Source organism: Muricoccus radiodurans, assembly GCF_050154705.1.
Lineage (GTDB): Bacteria > Pseudomonadota > Alphaproteobacteria > Acetobacterales > Acetobacteraceae > Roseomonas > Roseomonas radiodurans.
In genome coordinates this window covers 4773776-4793697 of the sequence record NZ_CP189561.1, presented here as the reverse complement: position 1 = coordinate 4793697, position 19922 = coordinate 4773776, and the positions used below count along the sequence as shown (strand labels likewise).

General features: G+C 73.4%; 18 protein-coding genes. 13 read left to right on the top strand and 5 right to left on the bottom strand.

What is annotated here, in order from left to right:
* Positions 1–42 precede the first annotated feature (42 nt).
* The 3 genes from ACP6CK_RS22380 to ACP6CK_RS22370 all read left to right on the top strand — a co-directional run bounded on the left by ACP6CK_RS22380 (position 43) and on the right by ACP6CK_RS22370 (position 3490).
* Positions 43–1173 (top strand): peptidoglycan-binding protein, encoded by a 1131-nt coding sequence (locus ACP6CK_RS22380; RefSeq protein ID WP_426955528.1) that lies wholly within the window; start codon positions 43–45, stop codon positions 1171–1173.
* Between the two features lie 72 nt (positions 1174–1245).
* The gene (locus ACP6CK_RS22375; RefSeq protein ID WP_426955527.1) at positions 1246–2118 is read left to right on the top strand and encodes a c-type heme family protein; all 873 of its coding nucleotides are present in this window, start codon (positions 1246–1248) and stop codon (positions 2116–2118) included.
* Positions 2119–2140: 22 nt separating this feature from the next.
* Positions 2141–3490 carry a serine/threonine-protein kinase gene (locus tag ACP6CK_RS22370; RefSeq protein WP_426955526.1) on the top strand — a complete coding sequence of 450 codons (1350 nt, stop codon included), beginning with the start codon at positions 2141–2143 and terminating at the stop codon, positions 3488–3490.
* A gap of 160 nt (positions 3491–3650) precedes the next feature.
* Here ACP6CK_RS22370 and phnD (ACP6CK_RS22365) read toward each other — a convergent pair whose 3' ends face one another.
* Both phnD (ACP6CK_RS22365) and ACP6CK_RS22360 read right to left on the bottom strand, forming a co-directional pair.
* Positions 3651–4613 carry a phosphate/phosphite/phosphonate ABC transporter substrate-binding protein gene (phnD, locus tag ACP6CK_RS22365; protein WP_426955525.1) on the bottom strand — a complete coding sequence of 321 codons (963 nt, stop codon included), beginning with the start codon at positions 4611–4613 and terminating at the stop codon, positions 3651–3653.
* Between the two features lie 97 nt (positions 4614–4710).
* Entirely contained in the window at positions 4711–5118 is a 408-nt protein-coding gene (locus ACP6CK_RS22360) for a (R)-mandelonitrile lyase (RefSeq protein WP_426955524.1), read from the bottom strand.
* 137 nt (positions 5119–5255) lie between these two features.
* On the opposite strand from ACP6CK_RS22360, the gene ACP6CK_RS22355 reads away from it, so the two are divergent.
* From ACP6CK_RS22355 to glpD, 7 genes are all read left to right on the top strand, one after another.
* Positions 5256–6065, top strand: a complete 810-nt coding sequence (locus ACP6CK_RS22355) for a DeoR/GlpR family DNA-binding transcription regulator (RefSeq protein ID WP_426955523.1) — start codon at positions 5256–5258, stop codon at positions 6063–6065.
* A gap of 79 nt (positions 6066–6144) precedes the next feature.
* Positions 6145–6978, top strand: a complete 834-nt coding sequence (locus tag ACP6CK_RS22350; RefSeq protein ID WP_426955522.1) for an HAD-IIB family hydrolase — start codon at positions 6145–6147, stop codon at positions 6976–6978.
* The gene (gene phnD / locus ACP6CK_RS22345; RefSeq protein ID WP_426955521.1) at positions 6975–8099 is read left to right on the top strand and encodes a phosphate/phosphite/phosphonate ABC transporter substrate-binding protein; all 1125 of its coding nucleotides are present in this window, start codon (positions 6975–6977) and stop codon (positions 8097–8099) included. Before ACP6CK_RS22350 ends, phnD (ACP6CK_RS22345) begins: the two co-directional genes overlap by 4 nt.
* Positions 8099–8854, top strand: a complete 756-nt coding sequence (gene phnC / locus ACP6CK_RS22340) for a phosphonate ABC transporter ATP-binding protein (RefSeq protein WP_426955520.1) — start codon at positions 8099–8101, stop codon at positions 8852–8854. The genes phnD (ACP6CK_RS22345) and phnC overlap by 1 nt, the downstream gene beginning before the upstream one ends.
* Positions 8851–9651 carry a phosphonate ABC transporter, permease protein PhnE gene (gene phnE, locus ACP6CK_RS22335; RefSeq protein ID WP_426955519.1) on the top strand — a complete coding sequence of 267 codons (801 nt, stop codon included), beginning with the start codon at positions 8851–8853 and terminating at the stop codon, positions 9649–9651. Before phnC ends, phnE (ACP6CK_RS22335) begins: the two co-directional genes overlap by 4 nt.
* Positions 9648–10466 carry a phosphonate ABC transporter, permease protein PhnE gene (phnE, locus tag ACP6CK_RS22330; protein WP_426955518.1) on the top strand — a complete coding sequence of 273 codons (819 nt, stop codon included), beginning with the start codon at positions 9648–9650 and terminating at the stop codon, positions 10464–10466. The genes phnE (ACP6CK_RS22335) and phnE (ACP6CK_RS22330) overlap by 4 nt, the downstream gene beginning before the upstream one ends.
* Positions 10463–11956, top strand: a complete 1494-nt coding sequence (glpD, locus tag ACP6CK_RS22325) for a glycerol-3-phosphate dehydrogenase (RefSeq protein ID WP_426955517.1) — start codon at positions 10463–10465, stop codon at positions 11954–11956. Before phnE (ACP6CK_RS22330) ends, glpD begins: the two co-directional genes overlap by 4 nt.
* A 48-nt stretch (positions 11957–12004) precedes the next feature.
* Here glpD and ACP6CK_RS22320 read toward each other — a convergent pair whose 3' ends face one another.
* The 3 genes from ACP6CK_RS22320 to ACP6CK_RS22310 form a co-directional block, all read right to left on the bottom strand.
* A complete protein-coding gene (locus ACP6CK_RS22320) occupies positions 12005–12982 on the bottom strand; it encodes a hypothetical protein (protein WP_426955516.1) in 978 nt (325 codons plus the stop codon).
* 546 nt (positions 12983–13528) lie between these two features.
* The gene (gene rsmA, locus ACP6CK_RS22315) at positions 13529–14353 is read right to left on the bottom strand and encodes a 16S rRNA (adenine(1518)-N(6)/adenine(1519)-N(6))-dimethyltransferase RsmA (RefSeq protein WP_426955515.1); all 825 of its coding nucleotides are present in this window, start codon (positions 14351–14353) and stop codon (positions 13529–13531) included.
* Between the two features lie 31 nt (positions 14354–14384).
* On the bottom strand, positions 14385–15710 hold the full coding sequence (locus ACP6CK_RS22310) for a peptidylprolyl isomerase (protein WP_426955514.1): 1326 nt from the start codon (positions 15708–15710) through the stop codon (positions 14385–14387).
* Between the two features lie 192 nt (positions 15711–15902).
* On the opposite strand from ACP6CK_RS22310, the gene ACP6CK_RS22305 reads away from it, so the two are divergent.
* The 3 genes from ACP6CK_RS22305 to ACP6CK_RS22295 all read left to right on the top strand — a co-directional run bounded on the left by ACP6CK_RS22305 (position 15903) and on the right by ACP6CK_RS22295 (position 19126).
* Positions 15903–17102, top strand: a complete 1200-nt coding sequence (locus ACP6CK_RS22305; RefSeq protein WP_426955513.1) for an OmpA family protein — start codon at positions 15903–15905, stop codon at positions 17100–17102.
* Positions 17103–17104: 2 nt separating this feature from the next.
* A complete protein-coding gene (locus ACP6CK_RS22300) occupies positions 17105–18706 on the top strand; it encodes a caspase family protein (protein ID WP_426955512.1) in 1602 nt (533 codons plus the stop codon).
* 132 nt (positions 18707–18838) lie between these two features.
* The gene (locus ACP6CK_RS22295) at positions 18839–19126 is read left to right on the top strand and encodes a hypothetical protein (protein WP_426955511.1); all 288 of its coding nucleotides are present in this window, start codon (positions 18839–18841) and stop codon (positions 19124–19126) included.
* Positions 19127–19922: the final 796 nt, after the last annotated feature.

Genomic DNA, 19922 nt, shown 5'->3' with positions numbered 1-19922 from the left:
GAACGCATGGCTCGCGCGTATTTCCCCCGATCCCGAGAAGCGTTGACGGCATCCCTGGGGCGCTGGCGTCGCCACGTGGCCTGGGGTGGGCTCGGCGCGCTGTCCCTCCTCACCCTTCTGGCCGGTCCGGCCGCGGCGCAGCCCGCGCGGGTGGCGCTGGTGATCGGCAACGGGGCCTATTCGGCCACCCCCTCCATCCCGCCCCTTCCCGGCTGCCCGCAGGCGGCCCGCGGCGTGGCCGCCGCCCTCCGCAGCCTCGGCTTCGAGTTGACGGAGCGGATGGACGCCGGGCGCGGCGAAGCGGACGCGGCCTGGGTCGCCTTCACCCGCCGCCTTCGGGAAGCGCCGGGGGCGGTGGCCGTGGCCTATGTCTGCGGCCATGTCGTGACCTACAATGGCCGGCCCTTCCTGCTCCCCGTCTCCGCCGTGCTCGAACGGGAGTCCGACGTTCTGACCCAGGGGCTGCTCGCGCGGGCGGTGGCCGACTCGCTGCTGCGGAACGGCGCGGCGGGCGGCTTGGTCGCCCTCGACGCCTATTCACCCCCGACCACTTCACCCTCGGCCCCGGGCGCCCCCGGGCTGCGCGGCGCCTCGGGGCTGACGGCGCTGGCGGAGGCCGCGGCCGCGGGCGGCGTCGGCTTCATCGCGGCAACGCCCGATGGGTCCTCGCCGATGCCATCCCTCGCGGGCGCCCTGCGGGCGGAGCTGGCGGGGCCGGATGTCACGCTCGGCAACCTGCTGGCCGGGGTGCGGCGCCGCCTGCCGGCTGCCAGCCTTCTCGCCCTGGGCGAGCCGACCGCACCGGTCCAGCTTGCCGGCGGCGCCGCGCCCCCCGCGCCCGCCCCGGCTCCCGTGCAGCCGGCGGCACCGCCCGCTGCCGCGGTACCGGCCCCGGTCGCTCCACCTGCGACGGCCGCTGTCCCGTCGCCCGCCGCCTCGGCGGCCCCCGATGCATCCGCCGGAACCCTGCCGGACGAGGCGAGGATGACGGTCGCGGACCGCCGGCGCGTTCAGACAGCCTTGACCGCGATCGGCTATTACAACGGGGTCGCGGATGGCGTATTCGGGGCCAACACCCGCGCCGCCATCCGTCGCTTTCAGTTCGAGCTGGGGGCGGAGATGACCGGCGTGCTGACGGGGGCGCAGGCCACGCGGCTGGTGGGGAATCGCTGACGGCGGAAGCTGGCGGACGGGGGGACCGGACGCCCGAGTGGGGAAGGCGGCGAGAGCCGCGGAGGGCGTTTCGTGAGCCTACGAATCAAGTTCAACCTCGTGATGGTCGCCGCCTTCCTGGTCGGCATCGGGCTCGCCGCCCTCTTCACGAAGACCATCGCCGAGGATACCGCCCGCCGGCAGGTGCTGCACGAGGCGTCGCTCCTGATGCACCAGGCCACCGCCGTCCGCGGCTACACCAGCGGTGAGGTCGCGCCGCTGCTGGCCGACCAGAACGCCGTTCGCTTCCTGCCGCACACCGTCCCCTCCTGGGCCGCGCAGACCGTCCTGCGCACGGTGGGGCGCAACTTCCCGGACTACGACTACAAGGAAGCCGCGCTGAACCCGACCAACCCGGCCGACCGGGCCACGGACTGGGAGTCCGACATCATCAACACCTTCCGGCGCGATGCGGCGCTGACCGAGCATGTCGGGCAGCGCGCCACGCCGAACGGCCCCGTCCTCACCTTCTCCCGCCCCTTCCGCATCACCGACCGCGCCTGCCTCACCTGCCACTCGACGCCCGCGGTCGCGCCCGCCTCCATGGTGGACCTCTACGGGCCGAGCAACGGCTTCGGCTGGCAGTTGAATGAGGTGATCGGCGCGCAGATCGTCTCCGTGCCGATGAGCGTGCCGCTGGAGCGGGCGCAGAGCCAGCTCGTGCTGCTGCTGGCGAGCCTGGCCGCCGTGTTCCTGGTCATGCTGCTGCTGCTGAACCTGCTGCTGCACTTCGTCGTCATCCGCCCGATCCAGCAGATGACCGCGGCGGCCGAGCGTGCGGCGGGCGGCGACCTGGACACCCCCGAATTCACCGCGGAGGGCCGCGACGAGATCTCCTCCCTCGCCCGCTCCTTCAACCTCATGCGCCGCAGCCTCGTGAACGCCATGAAGCTGCTGGAGGCCTGAGGGGCGGCCGGGGACGCCGGGGATGACGGAGGAACTGCCGCAGCGGATCGGCCGCTACGAGGTTCAGGGCATGATCGGGCGCGGGGCCATGGGCCTGATCCTGCGCGCCCACGACCCGGAGCTGGACCGCACCGTCGCGATCAAGCTTGTCGCCCGCGCCCTGCTGGAGGGGGAGGAGGGCGCCGACTTCCTCAACCGCTTCCGGCGGGAGGCCCGCGCGTCGGGCCGATGTGCCCACCCGAACATCGTGGCCATCCACGACTTCGGCACGCATGAGGGCCAACCGTTCCTGGCCATGGAGTTCGTGGACGGGACCACCCTGCAGGGGATGGTCGCGGAGAACAGGCGCTTCAGCGTGGCCGAGGCGTCGCATCTGGTCGGCCAGGTGCTGGACGCGCTGGACTGCGCCCACGCGGCCGGCATCGTCCACCGCGACATCAAGCCCGCCAACATCCTCGTCCTGCCGGGGCTGCGGGCGAAGGTCGCGGATTTCGGCATCGCCCGCTTCGGGGAATCCGACCTGACGCGTCACGGCGACATGATCGGCACGCCCAGCTACATGTCGCCCGAGGCCTGCCTCGGCGAAGGGGTGGATCACCGCACCGACCTCTTTTCCACCGGCACCGTGCTGCACGAGTTGCTGTCCGGCACCCGCGCCTTCCTCGGCGGCTCCGTGCTGGAAACGGTTCGCAAGGTGGTGGACGCCCCCACCCCGGCCCTGCCGCCCGGAATCGTCACGGGCTTTCCGGCGGTGGCCGCCGTCGTCACCCGCGCCCTGGCCAAGCGCCCGGCCGACCGTTTCGCGAGCGCGGCCGAGATGGCGGCGGCGCTGCGGGCGGCGCTGAGCGCCATCCCCGCCGCGGAGGCGGGCACGGTCCTCGCTCCGCCTCTGCCCCCTCGCGGCCCGGCGCAGAGCCTGCTCGACCCGTCCGAGGTCAGCGTCGTGGAGCGGAGCCTGGCCGCCTATGTCGGCCCGATCGCCGGCGCGATCCTGCGCAGCGCCACCCGGCAGGCCACGAGCCGGGACGCGCTGCTGGACGCCCTGGCCCGCAGCATCGATCAACCCGAGGAGCGGCAGCGCTTCCGGGCGGAGGCGGCCCGGACCCTCGGGGCCTCCCTTGCCCAGCCCGCGCCGGTGGAGGCCGCAGGGCCGGCGCCGGACCGCTCGGCGGGCGCGCCCTCCGCCAGCCCGGCGGAGCTGGACCGCGTTCGCCAGGCGCTGCTCCCGCATATCGGCCCCATCGCCGGCGTGCTCGTGAAGCGTGCCGCGGCCGACGGCGCGCCGGTGGACACGGTCTGGCAACGCGCCGCGGCGCATATCGACAATCCGGCCGAGCGGGCGAAGTTCCTGGCGCGGCAGACGGCGTCCTGAAGTCCGGGGAAAGGTCTTCCCCGGCAAACGCCCGCGCTGCCCCTTCCCTCTTTGTCAGGCTGCCGCGGACGTCAGACGTCGAGTAAGCCCGTTTCCACCGTCCGCGGCAGCCCGAGAAAAGAAGGAGGGGGTCCGGGGGAGTTCTCTCCCCCCGCCTTCCTCAGTTCCGCCGCCGCCGCTCCGCCGCCTCGGCCCGGCGCATGTCCACGAACACCGCGTAGTCCTCGTGCCGCGTGACGGCCCAGCCGATCGCGCTGCCGCGCTCGATCGCGCGGTGGATGTCCGGATGCGACGCCGGCAGGGCCAGGTGGAAGTCCACCATGTCCTGCTTGAAGGACGCGGGCAGGTCCTTCCGCACGACGATCGGCCCGTTCTGGATGGGACGGCTGCGCCAGATGATGCGGATGTCCCGCATGTTCAGCATGCCCTTCTCCACCGCGGCGGTCAGCACGCCGCGGGAGTAGCCGCGCGCCTCGTCGCCCTGACCGGAGGACCAGCACACGCCGGCGTCGTACTGGCGCTGCAGCACCGCCACCAGCGCTTGGTCGTGCCCGCCCGCGAAGCCGGTGCGGGAGAAGAACTGGCCGGGCTCCGGATTGATGCCGGCCGCGCGCAGCTCCGCCCGGGGGATCAGGTAGCCGGAGGCGGAGTTGGGGTCCGACCAGGCCATGGACTTGCCGCGCATCCCCTGGATGTCCGTGATGCCGGAATCCGCGCGCACGTACATCAGCGCGAGGTAGCTCGTGCTGCCGTCGGGCTCCTTCGTGACGAGGATCGGTTCCACCCCGCCGTCCGTGTCCATCCAGACGCCCGCGTAGGCGGCGGGGGACATGTTCGCGATCTCCAGCTGCCTCGCGGAGAAGGCCTGCTGCACGCCGGCATAGTCGCTGGCGAAGAAGAGGCGGGCGGGGATGCCGAAGGTGTCCTCCAGCAGCTTGCGGTAGGCGTCGTAGCGGCCGAGGCGGTCTGCCTCCGACTCGCCGCCGAGGACGCCGATGCGGAGGTTGGGCACCTGCGCCGCCCAGTCGCGCCGCCCGGCGCGGGGCATGGCAGGGCTGGTCTGCGCCGCGGCCGCCACGGGGGCGAGCGCGGCGGCGGCGAGCAGGGGGCGGCGGCGGATCATGCGGTCCACTCCGGTTCAGGATGCGGCGAGAGTGTCACGGGAGCTTCACCTGGGCCAAGCGCTGGGCGGGATCGGCGCGCAGGGCCGGAAGATCGCGTCAAGCCAGCGGACCGGCGGCGTACTGCGCGTCCGTCACCTTCTCCATCCAGTCCACGGGCGATCCGTTGAACTTCTCCTGGATGGCGATGTGGCTCATGCCCGTGGTGGCGGTCGCGCCGTGCCAGTGCTTCTCGCCCGGCGGGAACCACACCACGTCGCCCGGGCGGATCACCTCGACCGGCCCGCCCTCCCGCTGCGCCCAGCCGAGGCCGGCGGTGACGATCAGCGTCTGCCCGAGGGGATGTGTGTGCCAGGCCGTGCGCGCCCCCGGCTCGAAGGTGACGAGGGCGCCGGCGACACGGGCGGGGTCGGGTGCCTCGAAGAGCGGGTCCACGCGCACCGCGCCGGTGAACCACTCTTCCGGCCCCTTTCCCGAGGGGCGGGAGCCCACGCGCTTGATGTCCATCAGCCTCTCCGTCGGTCCTGCGTGTTCGGCTCGTCAGATGGGGGCTGGGGTGAGGAAGCGGGAGCGGGCGGAGGCGTGACCCGTTGCGCCGGCGCCGCGCCCCGATCACCTTGCGGCGAACTCGGGCAGGAACGTTCATGGCACGGCGTCAGCAGGGGGCTCCGGGGAAGGAGGCGCGGCACGCCGCCATCCTCTCGGCGCTGGGGACGGACCCGACGGTGCGGATCTCCGCGCTGGCGACCCGCTTCGGCGTCTCGGCCGAGACGGTGCGGCGGGACATCGAGACGCTCTCGGCCGCCGGCGCGGTCCGGCGGACCTATGGCGGCGCCTCCGTCACCCATCCCGGCGTGCAGCCGGACCTGTCGGCGCGGGAGGCAACGGGCGGCGCAGCGCGGGCGCTGATCGGCGCCGCCGCGGCGGCGCTGGTGGAGGCCGGGGCGGTCACGATGGTCGATGCCGGCTCCACCACCACCGCCTTCGCCCGCGCGCTGGCGGCGCGCGGCACGCGGGCGACGCTGCTGACCAACGGCCTGACCGTGGCGCTGGCCGCCGGAGAGGGGCCGGGGCTGCGCGTGCTCATGGCGCCCGGCGACCTCTACCCCGCGGAGCGGGCGCTCTACGGACCGGAGACGGATGCCTTTCTCCGCCGCTTCAGCGCCGACCTCGCAGTGATCGGCGCCTCCGGCCTGACGGCGGAGGGGCCGAGCGACGCGGAGAGCCGGGCGGCCTGGGTGAAGCGCGCGATGATTGCCCGCGCCCCGCGCCGGATGCTGTTGCTGACCGCGGAGAAGTTCGGCCACGCCTACCTGGAGCGGGTGGCGGAGTTGGTGAGCCTGACCGATCTGGTGACCGATTCGCCGCCGCCGCCGACCCTGGCCGCCGCGCTGGGGCGGGCGGGGGTGCAGATCCACGTGGCCACCGGGGAGCGCGACCGGGCCGGGACCTAGCGGCGGGGCCTGCATCGGGTGTTTGATCCTCCACGATCGGTGTGGCACCTTCCACATTGATGGGAGGACCGACCGAGCCGTGACCGCGCGCTGCCCCGAGCCGCTCTCCGCCGCGCCGCCCGCGCGGCTGGCCGGGCTGCGCACCATCCTGACCGACATCGACGATACGCTGACCGAGGAGGGCCGCCTGCCGTCGGTGGCCTATGCGGCGATGGAAGCGCTCGCCGGGGCCGGGTTGCGCGTCATCCCCGTCACCGGCCGGCCCGCGGGGTGGTGCGACGCCATCGCCCGCCAGTGGCCGGTGGCCGCCGTGGTCGGGGAGAACGGCGCCCTGTGGTACGCCGAGGACCGCGCGAACCGGCGGATGCTCCGCTGGCAGGCGCAGGAGGAGGCGGTGCGCCTGGCAGGCCGCGGCCGCCTGATGGCCCTGGCCGAGGTCGCCATGGCCGCCGTGCCGGGGTCGCGGATCGCAGCGGACCAGCCTTTCCGCCTCTTCGACGTCGCGGTGGACTTCGCCGAGGATGCGGGGCCGCTGCCGCTGGACGACGCCGCGCGGATCGCCGCGGTGTTCCGGGACGGCGGCGCGCAGGCGAAGGTCTCCTCGATCCACGTGAACGCCTGGTTCGGGGACTGGGACAAGCGGGCGGGGATCGCCGCCCTTTTCGACGCGCTGTTCGAGCCGCTGGACCACGCGCTGCCCACCGCGGCCTTCCTGGGCGACAGCCCGAACGACGCGCCCCTCTTCGCCGCCGTCCCCCTCTCGATCGGCGTCGCCAACGTCGCGCCGCATCTGGACAGGATGGAGGCACGTCCCGCCTATGTGACGCACGCGCCCGGTGGGCGCGGCTTCGCCGAATTCGCCGCCGCCGTGCTGGCGGCCCGATCCGAGCACATGAGGGAGAACGCCGCGTGAAAAGGTTCCTGCTGGCCGGGGTTCCGGCCGCCATCCTGGCCCTCGCCACTGTCCCTGCCAGTGCCCAGTCCGGCGCCGCCTGCCCCTTCCGGGGCGCGCTGGACGAGGCCTACTGCGACGCCAACCGCGACCTGGTGGCCGACGTGCCGACCGAGGCGTCGCGGCAACGCGATCCCTCCACCCTGGTGTTCACCTACACGCCGGTCGAGGACCCCGCGCTCTACGCGAACCAGTTCCGCCCCTTCCTGGACTACCTGACGCAGTGCACGGGCAAGCGGGTGGTCTACTTCACCGTCACCTCCAACGCCGCGCAGGTGGAGGCCATGCGGTCCGGCCGGCTGCACATCGCCGGCTTCTCCACCGGCCCGACCGCCTTCGCCGTCAACCTCGCGGGCGCGGTGCCCTTCGCGGTGAAGGGCGACGCGACGGGCTTCGAGTCCTACCGCGTCGTGATGATCGTGCGCGCCGACAGCCCGTACCGGACGCTCGCGGACCTGAAGGGCCGCCGCGTCGCGCACACCTCCGCCACGTCGAACTCCGGCAACCTCGCCCCGCGCGCCTTCTTCCCCGCCCAGGGCCTGACGCCGGATACCGACTACCGCGTGGTCTATTCCGGCGGGCATGACCGCAGCGTGATGGGCGTGAACGCCGGCGACTACGACGCGGCGCCCGTGGCCTCGGACGTCTACAACCGCATGATCGCGCGCGGGCAGGTGCGGCGGGAGAACTTCCGCGTCATCTGGGAGAGCGATCCCTTCCCCACCAGCAGCTTCGCCCTGGCCCATGACCTGCGGCCGGAGCTGGCGCAGCGCATCCGCCAGTGCTTCTTCGACTTCCGCGCGCCGGAGGCCTTCTCCCGCGACCTCGGCGGCAACGACCGCTTCTGGCCCGCCAACTACGCGGAGCAGTGGGCCCCGGTCCGCGCCGTGGCCGATGCCGTGAACGCCCCCTACAACCGCGCCGCCTTCGACGCGGAGAGCCGGCGCGAGCTGGAGGCGGAGGCCCGTCGCAATGCCCAGGCCGGGGGCGCGACCGCCGCGCCGACGCATGTCGCGCCGACCCAGGGTCCGGGCTCCACGCCCGCCGCCCCGGCCGCGCAGCCGCCGGCCCGCGCGAACTGATGGGCGCCGCGCTCGACATCCGGGGACTCGTCAAGGAATACGTCCCCGGCAAGCCGGTGCTGCGGGGCGTGGACCTGTCCGTGGCGCCGGAGGGGATCACCGCCGTGATCGGCCCCTCCGGCACCGGCAAGTCCACGCTCATCCGCTGCATCAACCGACTGGTCGAGCCGACGCGCGGCAGCGTTCGCCTGGGCGACACCGAGATCACCGCCCTGTCCGGCCGCGCCCTGCGGCTGGCGCGGCGGCGGATCGGCATGGTCTTCCAGGAATACAACCTCGTGGAGCGGCTGTCGGTGATGGAGAACCTCCTCACCGGCCGCCTGGGCCATGTCGGCTTCTGGCGCGCCGCCTTCCGGCGCTACCCCGCGGAGGACATCGACCGCGCCTTCGGCCTGCTGGACGCGGTCGGCCTGCCGGAGCAGGCGACGCGCCGCGCCGATGCCCTCTCCGGCGGCCAGCGCCAGCGCGTCGGCATCGCCCGAGCGCTGATGCAGCGGCCGGACGTGCTCCTGGCCGATGAGCCGACGAGCAGCCTCGATCCCAAGACCGCGGTGGAGGTGCTGGAACTCCTCGCCCGCCTGACCGCCGCCGAGGGCGTGCCGGTGGTCATCAACATCCACAACGTCGAGCTGGCGAAGCGCTACGCCCGCCGCATCGTCGGCATGTCCGGCGGCGCCATCGTCTTCGACGGCCCGCCGGAGGCGCTGGAGCCCTCCCACCTCCGCCAGATCTACGGCGGCGAGGACTGGCTGTGAGCGCCACCGCCACGCCGGCGCCCGCGCGCGACCGGGTCGCCTTCCGCCCGGACTGGCCGATGCGGATCGGCCTGATCCTGCTCGCGATCTACGCCGTCTACGCCGCCTCCACGCTCGGGCTTTCCTGGGAACGGCTCTCCGTCGGCTTTGGGGAGGCCGGGCGCTTCCTCGGGCGCATGATCCCGCCGAACTTCGCCCGGTGGGAGCTGATGGTGGAGGGCCTGGTCGAGAGCCTGCAGATCGCCGTCCTCGCCTCTGCCATCGGCATCCTCCTCTCCCTGCCGCTCGGCCTGCTGGCGGCGCGCAACCTCTCCCCCTGGTGGGTCAGCGGGCCGGTGCGCTTCTTCATCGCGGTCTGCCGGTCCCTGCACTACGTCATCGTCGCGATCATCTTCGTGAAGGCGATCGGCTTCGGCGCGCTGGCCGGCACGGCCGCCCTGGTGGTCGCCTCCATCGGCTTCATCGCCAAGTTGTTCGCGGAGGCGATCGAGGAGATCTCGATGAAGCAGGTCGAGGCCGTGCGCGCGACCGGCGCGCCGCTCGGCAGCGTGCTCACCTACGCCGTGCTGCCGCAGGTCGCCTCGCGATTCCTCGGCTTCTGCATCTATCAGCTCGACAGCAACCTGCGGAACTCGACGCTCGTCGGGATCGTCGGCGCGGGCGGCATCGGCGGCACGCTCTTCGCTGCCTTCAAGCGCTTCGACTACGACTTCGTCGCCGCCATCCTCATCGCCATCATCGCGATGATCTTCCTGGCCGAGCTCGTCTCCGGCCGCGTGCGGGCGGCCCTGCGATGAGCGCCGTGATCGCCGATCCCGTCGCGCCGCTGCGCCGGGAATGGACCCGCCACACCCCGCGGGAGCGGATTGCCCGCTGGGCGGTCTGGCTGGCCTGCGTCGCCGCCGTGGTCTGGGCGGTGCGCAGCATCGACATCATCCCCGAATTCCTGGCCGACGCGCCCGAGCAGATGGCGGACCTGTTCATCCGCATGTGGCCGCCCGACCTCGCCCACGCGTTCTCGATCCAGGGCGCGATGATCGAGACCCTGCACATCGCGACGCTCGGCACCATCCTCTCTCTGCTCCTCGCCTTCCCCATCGCCCTGATGGGCGCGCGCAACATCTGCCGCATCCGGGTGGTGAACGTCCTCGCGCAGTTCCTGATGGTGGCCTCGCGCTCCGTGAACTCGCTCGTCTGGGCGTTGATCTTCGTCGCCGTCTTCGGCCCCGGCGCGGCGGCCGGCGTCTTCGCCATCGCCTTCCGTTCCATCGGCTTCGTCGGCAAGCTCCTGTCCGAAGCCCTGGAGGAAACCGCCCACGGCCCGCGGGAGGCGCTGCGCGCCGCCGGCGCCCCCTGGGCGACCGAGATGCTGAAATCCGTCTGGCCCCAGGTCCGCCCGGCCTTCTGGGGCGTCGCCCTGTTCCGCTGGGACATCAACCTGCGGGAGAGCGCGGTGCTCGGCCTCGTGGGCGCCGGCGGCATCGGCGTGGTGCTGGACGACGCGATCAACTTCTTCCGCTGGGAGCAGGTGGCGACGATCCTGCTCGCGATCTTCGCCGTGGTGCTGGCCGCGGAGATCCTGGTGACCCGCCTGCGCACGAGGCTTCTGTGAGCGACCTCTTCGACCTCCTCGTCATCGGCGGCGGCGTGAATGGCTGCGGCATCGCGCGCGACGCCGCCGGGCGCGGCCTGTCCGTCATCCTGGCCGAGAAGGGCGACATCGCCGAGGCGACCTCCTCCTCCTCCTCCAAGCTCATCCACGGCGGCCTGCGCTACCTCGAGATGTACGAGTTCCGCCTCGTGCGGGAGGCGCTGGCCGAGCGGGAGGTGCTGCTGGGCATCGCGCCGCACATCGTCTGGCCCATGCGCTTCGTCCTGCCGCACCGGCCGGAGATGCGGCCGCGCTGGATGATCCGCGCTGGCCTTTTCCTGTACGACCACCTCGCCCGCCGCAAATCCCTGCCGGCCAGCGAGGGCCTGGACTTCCGCCGTGTCCCCCAGGGCGCGCCGCTGCGGCCGGACCTGACCCACGGCTTCGAGTATTCGGATTGTTGGGTGGAGGACAGCCGCCTCGTCCTGCTGAACGCCCGCGACGCCGCCGACCGCGGTGCCGAGATCCTGACCCGCACCGTCTTCGCCGGCGCCACCCGGGCCGCCGACGCATGGACCGCGACGCTACGCGGTGCCGACGGGACGGAGCGCACCGTGCGCGCCCGCGCCATCGCCAATGCCGCCGGCCCCTGGGTGATGGGCGCGCAGGAATCGGCCGGGGCTCGGCTGGCCGGCCGCATCCGCCTGGTCCGCGGCAGCCACATCGTCGTGCCGAAGCTGTACGAAGGCAGCCACGCCTATATCCTGCAGAACGACGACCGCCGCATCGTTTTCGTCATCCCCTATGAGGAACACTTCAGCCTCGTCGGCACGACCGACGTGGTGCACGACCCCGCCTCCGGCCCGCCGCGCTGCACGCCGGAGGAAGCGGCTTATCTCTGCGAGGCTGTCTCCCGCCAGTTCCGCCGTCCCATCACGCCGGACGACATCGTCTGGACCTATTCCGGCGTGCGCCCGCTGCTCGACAGCGGGGAGGACAATCCCTCCGCCGTCACGCGCGACTACACGCTCAAGCTTGACACCCAGGGCGCGCCGCTGCTCTCGGTGCTCGGCGGCAAGATCACCACCTATCGCCGGCTGGCGGAGGATGCGGTGGACGACATCGGCCGCGCGCTGGGCCGCGCCGGCACGCACTGGACCGGCACAGCCGCGCTGCCCGGCGGCGACCTGGGCGGCCTGACGCGCGATGCCTTCACGGAGGCCATGGCCCGCGCCCATCCTTTCCTCGATCGGCCGCTGCTGGACCGCCTGATCCGCACCCATGGAGGCCTGCTGGACAGGGTGCTGGACGGGGCGCGGTCCATGGACGAGCTGGGCGGCGACCTGGGCGGCGGCATCACCGCGCGGGAGCTGGAGTGGATGCGCGCGCGGGAATGGGTGAGGGCGCCGGAGGATGCGCTTTGGCGCCGCACCAAGCGCGGCCTGCACATGAGCCCCGCGGAGCGCGACGCCTTCGCCGGACGTTTTGCCGCGTTGGCGCCGGCCACCTGACGGCACGCCGCGCGCCGCTGGCCGAGCGCGTGGCGGCCTGCCCCAGACCTAGCCCGGGCTGAAGCCGCGCCGGTACTCTGGATCCGTCATCCGCCGCGCGTCGATCGGCGCGAAGCGGCGCCGCGCCTCCGCGCAGCCGCGCGCGAAATCCGGGTCCAGGTTCTCGCAGCCGCCGGGGTTGCGCATGCTGCGGCGGCGTACCCAGGACTCGATCCCCGCGCGCAGGCTGCCGGACTGGCCCTGCACCCAGTCCTGCGTGACTGCCCAGTCCGCACGCCCCTGGGCGAAAGCCCCTCCGGTGCCGGACGGCTTGGCGGGCGGGGACGGCAGCGCGACGGGGGCCGGACCCGACGAGACCGTACCGCCCGCAGCCGGGCCGGGGACCGGGGTGGCGGCCGGTGTCGCCGGCTCCGGCATGGCCGGGCGCGCCGGGACGTTCACGGGCGGCGTGTCCACGATGCGGGTGTTGCGGATGCTCAGGATGTCCGCCTCGGATAGCCAGGCCATCTCACTGGGGCGCGTGGTGACGATGCGCGCCACGATCGCCGGCGGCACCTCGTAGTTGTTCGCGAGGCGCGCGAACTCGGTGGTGGCCGCCCGCGTCTCGGTGTTCTCGACCCCGCGGCCGCGGGAGACGCTGTGGACGCCGATGCGCGCGCCGCGCCCCACCACGCGGTCCCGTGCCGCGGCGAAGAGGAGAAAACAGGCGGAAGCGCAGTCAGCGCCGCTGGGGACCAGGACCGTCATGCCGTGGCCCGCGACCGAGCCGCGCATGCTGTTCGCCGCCCACACGTTCCCGCCGGGGCTGTCCAGCACGAGGACGATCCGCTGCCCGAGCCGCCCGAGGAGGTTCGCGAAGCGCCCCTCGTCCCCGAGGCGGATCTCGCCGAGGCCGATGATCAGCGTCGTGTCGCCGTCGGTCTCGGTCGCGAACTCCATCGCCCGGGCCGGGGCGGACAGCGGAAGGAACGGGACGGACGGCAGCAGGAACGGCAGCAGCAAAAGGAGTGGCAGGCGGCGGCGCATCAACGAATCCCCGGTCGACGGCATCGAGCGCACGATGCCACCAGCGCTCCGCGGTGTCAGGGTCCGGGTGCACCCCGTCCCCGCGCCGGAGGGACGGGCAGCCATCCACGTAGCCGTCGAGCATCCGCCAGCGCGACGTGACCTTGAACGCCGCGAGCTGCGGCTGGAGCAGGCTGCTCCCGCGGTGCAGGGTGGGGTTGCGGCGCGGATCGAAGCAGGACGGCGTGACCCAGAGCGCCCGTTCCGGCCTCCAGGCGTGCAGCGTCTGCTCGACCTGGCGGACGTAGTCGCGCGTCTCTTCAGGCACGCGGAAGCGGCGAAGGTCGTTCGTGCCGATCACGAGGATCAGGCGGCGGACGCAGCCGGGGTCCTGCTGCTTGGCCCAGGCGAGCGGCGCGCCGCTGAGGGCGATGACCTGGAAGCCGCTCGCCCGGGCATAGGGCTCCATGCCGGCGGCGATGCTGTCGCCGATGAGCACGTCCTCACAGGCGGCCGCGCGCGCCGGCGCGACCGCGATCAGCGGCAGCAGCAGCACGAGAAGGCGGATCACGCCGCCTCCCGCTCGAGCAGCGCCCGGGCCAACATCTCGAACTCCGCCACCGACAGCGTCTCCGCCCGGCGCGTCGGCTCGATGGCCGCGGCGCCCAGCAGCGCCTCCGCCCCGCCGAGCGACTTGAGCGATCCGCGCAGCATCTTCCGCCGCTGTCCGAAGGCCGCCGCCGTCACCCGCTCCATCGCGCGCGCCAGTGCCGGATCGGGCTGCGACGCGTGCGGCACCAGCCGCACCACCGCGGACCAAACCTTCGGCGGCGGGGAGAAGGCGCCGGGCGGCAGGCGCAGCACGAGCGATACCTCGCAGCGCCACTGGGCGGCGACCGAGAGCCGCCCGTAGCCCTCCGTATCCGGGGCGGCGGCGATGCGCTCCGCCACCTCCTGCTGGAACATCAGCGTCAGGCTCTCGAAAGCACCGGCCTGGGCCAGCCAGCCGATCAGCAGGGGGGAGCCGACGTTGTAAGGAAGGTTGGCCACGACCGCCCGCGGCGCCGGCATCAGCGCCACGGGATCGAGCTTCAGCGCGTCCGCCTCGATCACGCTCAGGCGGCCGGGGTGGGCGGCGGCCAGCTCCGCCAGCGCCGCGACGGCGCGGGAGTCCAGCTCCACCGCGTGGACGTGGGCGGCGGGCGTGTCCAGCAGCGCGCGGGTCAGGCCACCCGGTCCCGGCCCCACCTCCAGCACCTGCCGGCCGGTCAGGTCGCCAGCGAGGGCGGCGATGCGGGCGCAGACCGCGGGATCGAGAAGAAAGTGCTGGCCGAGCGACTTGCGGGCCGCCAGCCCGTGCCGATCGACCGTCTCGCGCAGCGTCGGGAGCATGCCGGGCGCGGCGGGCGGCGGGGCCGCGGCGCTACTCCCGCATCTCGATGACCGCGCGGCGGCGCAGGTCGCGGATCTGCTGGCGGGACAGGGTCTCGCCCCGCTCGCGCAGGATCTGGGCGCGGGCCTGCTCCGGGGTGAAGGCCGCGACGCGCTGCTGCTCCTTCGAGCAGACGGCGATCACCAGGATGCCCTCGGGCGTCACGATCGGCTGGCTGGCGCGGCCCACCGGCAGTCCGGCGACGAGCTGGCGCAGCTGCGGCGGGTTCAGCCCCTCCAGCCGCACCGGGCCGGGATCGGCGGGCCGGGGGGAGTTGGCGGCGCGGTTCGCGGCCTCCACCGCGTCGCAGCCGCCGCGGATGGCCTGGGCGCGGGCCAGCGTCGCGCGCTGCTGCTCGGTCGGTGCCTGCGGGTTCAGGGGGGAGGAGAAGGGCAGGAAGGCCTGGCGGAGCGAGACCATCGTCCCGCTGCTCTCCCGCCCCGATTCCCGCTTCTGGCGCAGCGCCACGATCTGGAAGCCGCCCGGGACCGGGATGGGGTTGGACACGGCGCCCGGCGGCATGCGCTGCACCAGGGCGGCGACCTCCGGCTCCATCTGGTCGGCCCGAAGCCAGCCCAGGTCGCCGCCCTGCAGGGCCGTCTGGCTCTGGCTGAACTGCGTGGCCGCCAGCGCGAAGGGCAGGCCGCCGCGCAGCCGGCCCACCACGTCGTCCACGTAGCGCCGGGTCGCCTCGGACTGGGCGGGATCGTCGATCGGGACGAAGATCTCGGAGACGAGGTATTCCGGCTGGCCGGCGCGGGCGGTCTGGGCCGCCACCATCTCCCGCACCGCGTCCTCGGACGGTTCGGCGTTCGGGCCCAGCAGGGCGCGGACGAAGCGGACCCAGCCGATCTGGGCGCGGATCTGGTCGTAGAGGACGCGCGGCTCGACGCCCGCCGCGCGGAGCTGCGCGCGTAGCCCGCCGGAGGGCATCTGGTTGCGCCCCTCGAGCTCGTTGATGGCGGCGGCCACCTCCTCGTCCGTCACCGGGATGCGGCGGCGCTGGATCTCCTGCAGGCGCAGCCGCTCCTCGATGAGCTGGCGGATGATCTGCGGGCGGATGCGCTGCACGAGGCCGGGATCGGGCGAGACGCCGACGTTCAGCGCGAAAAGCCGGGCGCGGGAACGGATCTCGTTCTCCGTCACCACGTCGCCGTTCACCACCGCGACGATGCGGTTGCCGCCGGGCTGAGCGGCCTCGGCCGCCGGCGCGTTGCCGGGGGGGGCCGGGCGCCGGGGCGTCTGGGCGTCCACCGGCGCGGCCGCCACGGCCAGCGCCAGGGCAAGGGCGGGGATCAGGACGGACGGGCGGAACATCGGCGCCTCATAGCTGGGGGGGGCGGCCGGGGCAAATGTCATGGCCTGCGCCGCGCGCCGGTCCGGCCCGGAGCCGGCGAGCGGTGACGGCCGGGGAGGTTGACGCAAGAATGAGACAGGCGCGACAGAGGAATGATTGACCCGCCCCCGGTGATTCTGCTGCCGTTCGGGCAGCCTTCGGGAGAAGCCGCCATGGCGCGTCCGGAACGAGGACTCATCCTCGCGTTGGCGCTGCTGGTCGCCGCCTGCGCGGAGCTTTCGCCGGCGGGCACCGCGACCCCGGCCGCGGCGCCGCCCCCGCCCGCGCCGGTGCCCTTCGACCAGGCGGTGCTCAATGCCGGCAACGCCGTCTTCTCCGCCGCGGGCACGGGCGGGGCGCGCCGGGTGGTGGTCATCGACCCGCTGGTGAACGGCGTGACCGGAGAGCAGTCCGCCGCGACCCGGACGCTCGGCAGCCGGCTGGAGGCGCTGGCGCGCGAGCGCTACCCGCAATTCGACATCCGGCCCTTCAACGCCACGACCGTCGCCGCCTCGCCGCTGGTGATGGTCGGCACCTTCACCCCGGTGAACGCGCAGAACCAGCCGACGGGCCCGCGGGAGGCCTATCGCTTCTGCCTCGTCATGGCGGATCTCGGCAGCGGGCGGATCGCGGCCAAGGGCGTCGCCCGGGCCCTGCCGGCGGGCGTGGACGCCACCCCCACCCGCGCCTTCGCTGAGAGCCCGACCTGGACCGAGGACCCGGGCAGCCGCGCCTATATCGACACCTGCCAGGCCACGCGCGCCGGCGACCCCATCCCGCCCGCCTACCTGAACGGGATCATCGCGGCGGCCACCGTGAACCAGGCGATCGAGGCCTATGATGCCGGCCGCTACCGCGAGGCGCTGGACCTCTATGCGAGCGCCCGCACCACGCCGGGCGGCGATCAGCTCCGCGTCTTCAACGGCCTCTACCTCACCCGCGCGCGGCTGGGGCAGCGGGCGGAGGCGGAGGCGGCCTTCGGAGACCTGGTGGATTACGGCCTGCGCCACAACCGGCTGGCGGTGAAGCTGCTGTTCCGCGAGGGCTCCACCGCCTTCGTCGCGGATCCCCGGGTGAGCGGCGACTACCCGATGTGGCTGCGCCAGATCGCGACCCGCGGCGCGCAGAGCAGCGCCTGCCTGGAGGTGGCGGGCCACACCAGCGCGTCAGGCTCGGCGGCGTTGAACGAGCGGCTGTCGGTGCTGAGGGCCGAGGCCGTGAAGGCCCGGCTGGAGGGCGAAGCGCCTGGCCTGCGCGGCCGGGTGGTCGCCACCGGCGCCGGCGCGCAGCGGCCGCTGGTCGGCACGGCGGCGAACGGCGCGGCGGACGCGCTGGACCGCCGCGTCGAATTCCGCACCATCCCGGCCTGTTGACGATGCGCGCCGCCCTCCTCCTGCTGGCCGCGCTGATCGGCTTGGCAGTGCCGTCGGGGGCGGGCGCACAGGCTCCGGATGCGCCGATCGCCGGGCGCCGCGTCGCCCTGGTGATCGGCAACGCCGCCTATCGCAGCGTGGAGCGGCTGCCGAACGCGGCGAACGACGCCCAGCTCATGGCGACGACCCTGCGCGGCCTGGGCTTCGAGCTCGTGGGCGGCGGGGCGCAGGTGAACCTCGACCGGGCCGGGCTGTCGCGGCAGGTGCAGGAGTTCGGCCGCGCCCTGGCCGGGGCGGAGGTGGGGCTCTTCTACTACGCCGGGCACGGGCTGCAGGTGGGCGGCGTGAACTGGCTGGTGCCGGTGGATGCGAACCCCACCCGGGCGCAGGACCTCGACTTTCAGATGGTGGATGCGGACCTCGTCCTGCGACAGATGAGCGGCGCGGGGACGCGGCTGAACCTCGTCCTGCTCGACGCCTGCCGGAACAATCCGTTCCTCACGCGCGGCCTGCGATCCGTCGGTGGCGGGCTCGCGGAGATGCGGGCGCCGGAAGGCACCCTCCTCTCCTACGCGACGCAGCCCGGCAACGTGGCGGTGGACGGGATGGGGACCAACTCGCCCTATACCGCGGCCTTGGCCGAGGCGATGCGGCAGCCAGGGCTGGACGTGTTCCGCCTGTTCAACCGAGTGGGCCTGCAGGTGAAACGCGCCACGGGCGGCAGCCAGCAGCCCTGGGTTTCCACCTCTCCCATCGAGGGCGACTTCTACTTCGCCGGTGCCGCGGCGGTGCCGCCGGCGCGGGTGGCCGAACCCGCGCCGCCTGCCGGCCCTGGCCCGGCGCCGCCGGCCCCTGATCCGACGGAGCGGTTGATCACGCTCGCGCGCGAGCAGCGCTGCTCCCTGCTGGAGGTGTCCTCGACGGGCGGGCGGATCAGCGTGAGCGGGCTGGCGCCGTCCAGGCCGGACTGGGACGGCTTCCTCCGGCAGGCCGGGGCGACGCGTGGCATCCGTCTCTCTCCGCAGGCGGTGGAGTTCCTGCCCGCCTTCGCCTGCGAGCCCGTGGACCTGCTGGCGCCGCCCGTGCGCGCGACCCGCGTGACCGCGGGCCGGCTCATGACCCTTACCCAGCGCGAGGTGGCCGCGGGCGGCACGCTGACCCTCACGCTCCGTGGCACTGGGGGAGAGGCGGTGCTGCTGGATCTGTTCCAGCCGGATGGCACGGTGCGGCACGTGCCGGTGCCCGCGGCGGCGGCGGAGCGGCGCGTCACGGTGGTGCAGCCGGCCGGATCACCCCCAGGGCCGCGGTTGCTGACGGCGCTGGTCAGCCCGGTGCCGCTGGACCTGGGCGCGCGCCCCACGACGGAGCCGGCCGGTCCCTACCTCGCCGCCCTGCAACGGGCGCTGCAGTCGGGGCCCGAGGTGCGGGCCGATGTCGTGACCTTCGAGGTGCGGGTCCCGCCGTCACCGCGGCCGCCTCCGCGGACGGTGGCGGGGACGTCCGCTGCGCCGTCGGGGCGCTGCACGGCGGTGCTGCAACGGGCGCAACTGGGCGAGGCGCTGTCGGATGCCGACCGCGCCCTTCTGCGGACAGGGTGCCCCTGACAGTCACGCCCATGGAGCGGCGGAGGCGCGGCTTTCCCTTGCTGGAGGGATCCCGGCCATACAGGCGCCATGCATCAGACCTGCCGCGCGAACTGGCCGAGAGCCGTCAGCACACTCGCGACGCGACATCGCATGAGCGTGCAGAATTTGGGCCTCATCGCGGCGGTGCTGACGGTGGCGGCGTTCCTCGCCTTCGAGGCCGACATCTGCGTCCACGAAGGCACGGCCACGCCGCAGGGGAAGGTGATCGAGTTCGACGAGCCTCTCCTCCTCGACCGCCTTCTCGCGATCAGCCTGCTGGTGTTCTCCGTTCGGTGGTTCCAGGACCAGAGGCGGGAGATCCGGCGGCGTCCCGACGGGATCGTCGCCGCGCGCCGCCGGCGCACCCACACAAGGGCGACACCCCGCGCGCGTCGCTGAACGCCGTTCCCCGGATCGAGCATCGGTGCTGCGGCCGCGCGGGAACGACACGACCGGCGATCCGAACCCAGCCCGCATGATCTGATCTGTACGATGCGTCATGCGCCTTGTCCGTCCTGATATCGCTCCGTCTCATCGGCACCACGCGGGATCGGAGCTCGGTTGCGGACTGCGCCAACGTTCTGCGCGACGCGCAGCCGTCGGTGACGAAGCAGAGCGTTCTTCCCCGCGCAACTCATGTCGCGCGGGAGCGGCGCGTGCTCCCGGTCTTCGCTGGAGCCGAGAGCTCCGGCGTGCCGAGCACGCAACGCGGACCCTCAGCACGCCTCCATGTCGGCGACGCCCCTGCGCCGGCCTGATCACACCTTGCCCGACGTCGATCGGCCACGAGCTCCTCTGCGTGTGCGCGCGTCCCTTCCGCTTCTGACCTTCCGCGGCCGTCGCGGGACGGCAGCGTCGCCGACTCATCTCCGGAAGCCCGAGCACGAAAGCCCGCGCCGCTCCGCCGTTGGCGTGGCTACCGACGCGCGGCTTGCTGAGTTGGCTCGTTCACGCGTAAGAACGGAACCGTCGTCGCAGTCCAGCGCCGGGTCCGACAAACCAGATGAAGCAATACCGGGCTCATGTCGGTGTCTCAGGCTTCTGGCCGCCCCTCCCGTGTGGGCTGCGTGCATGACGGCGAGCACTCCTCGACGACCGCTGATCCGCTGGAGGAGGCGCCGCCCGTCCCAATCACAGTCACGCGCGCATGCAGTCCCGGCCCCTTGGCTGCGCTCGATGGCGAGCGGACATGAGC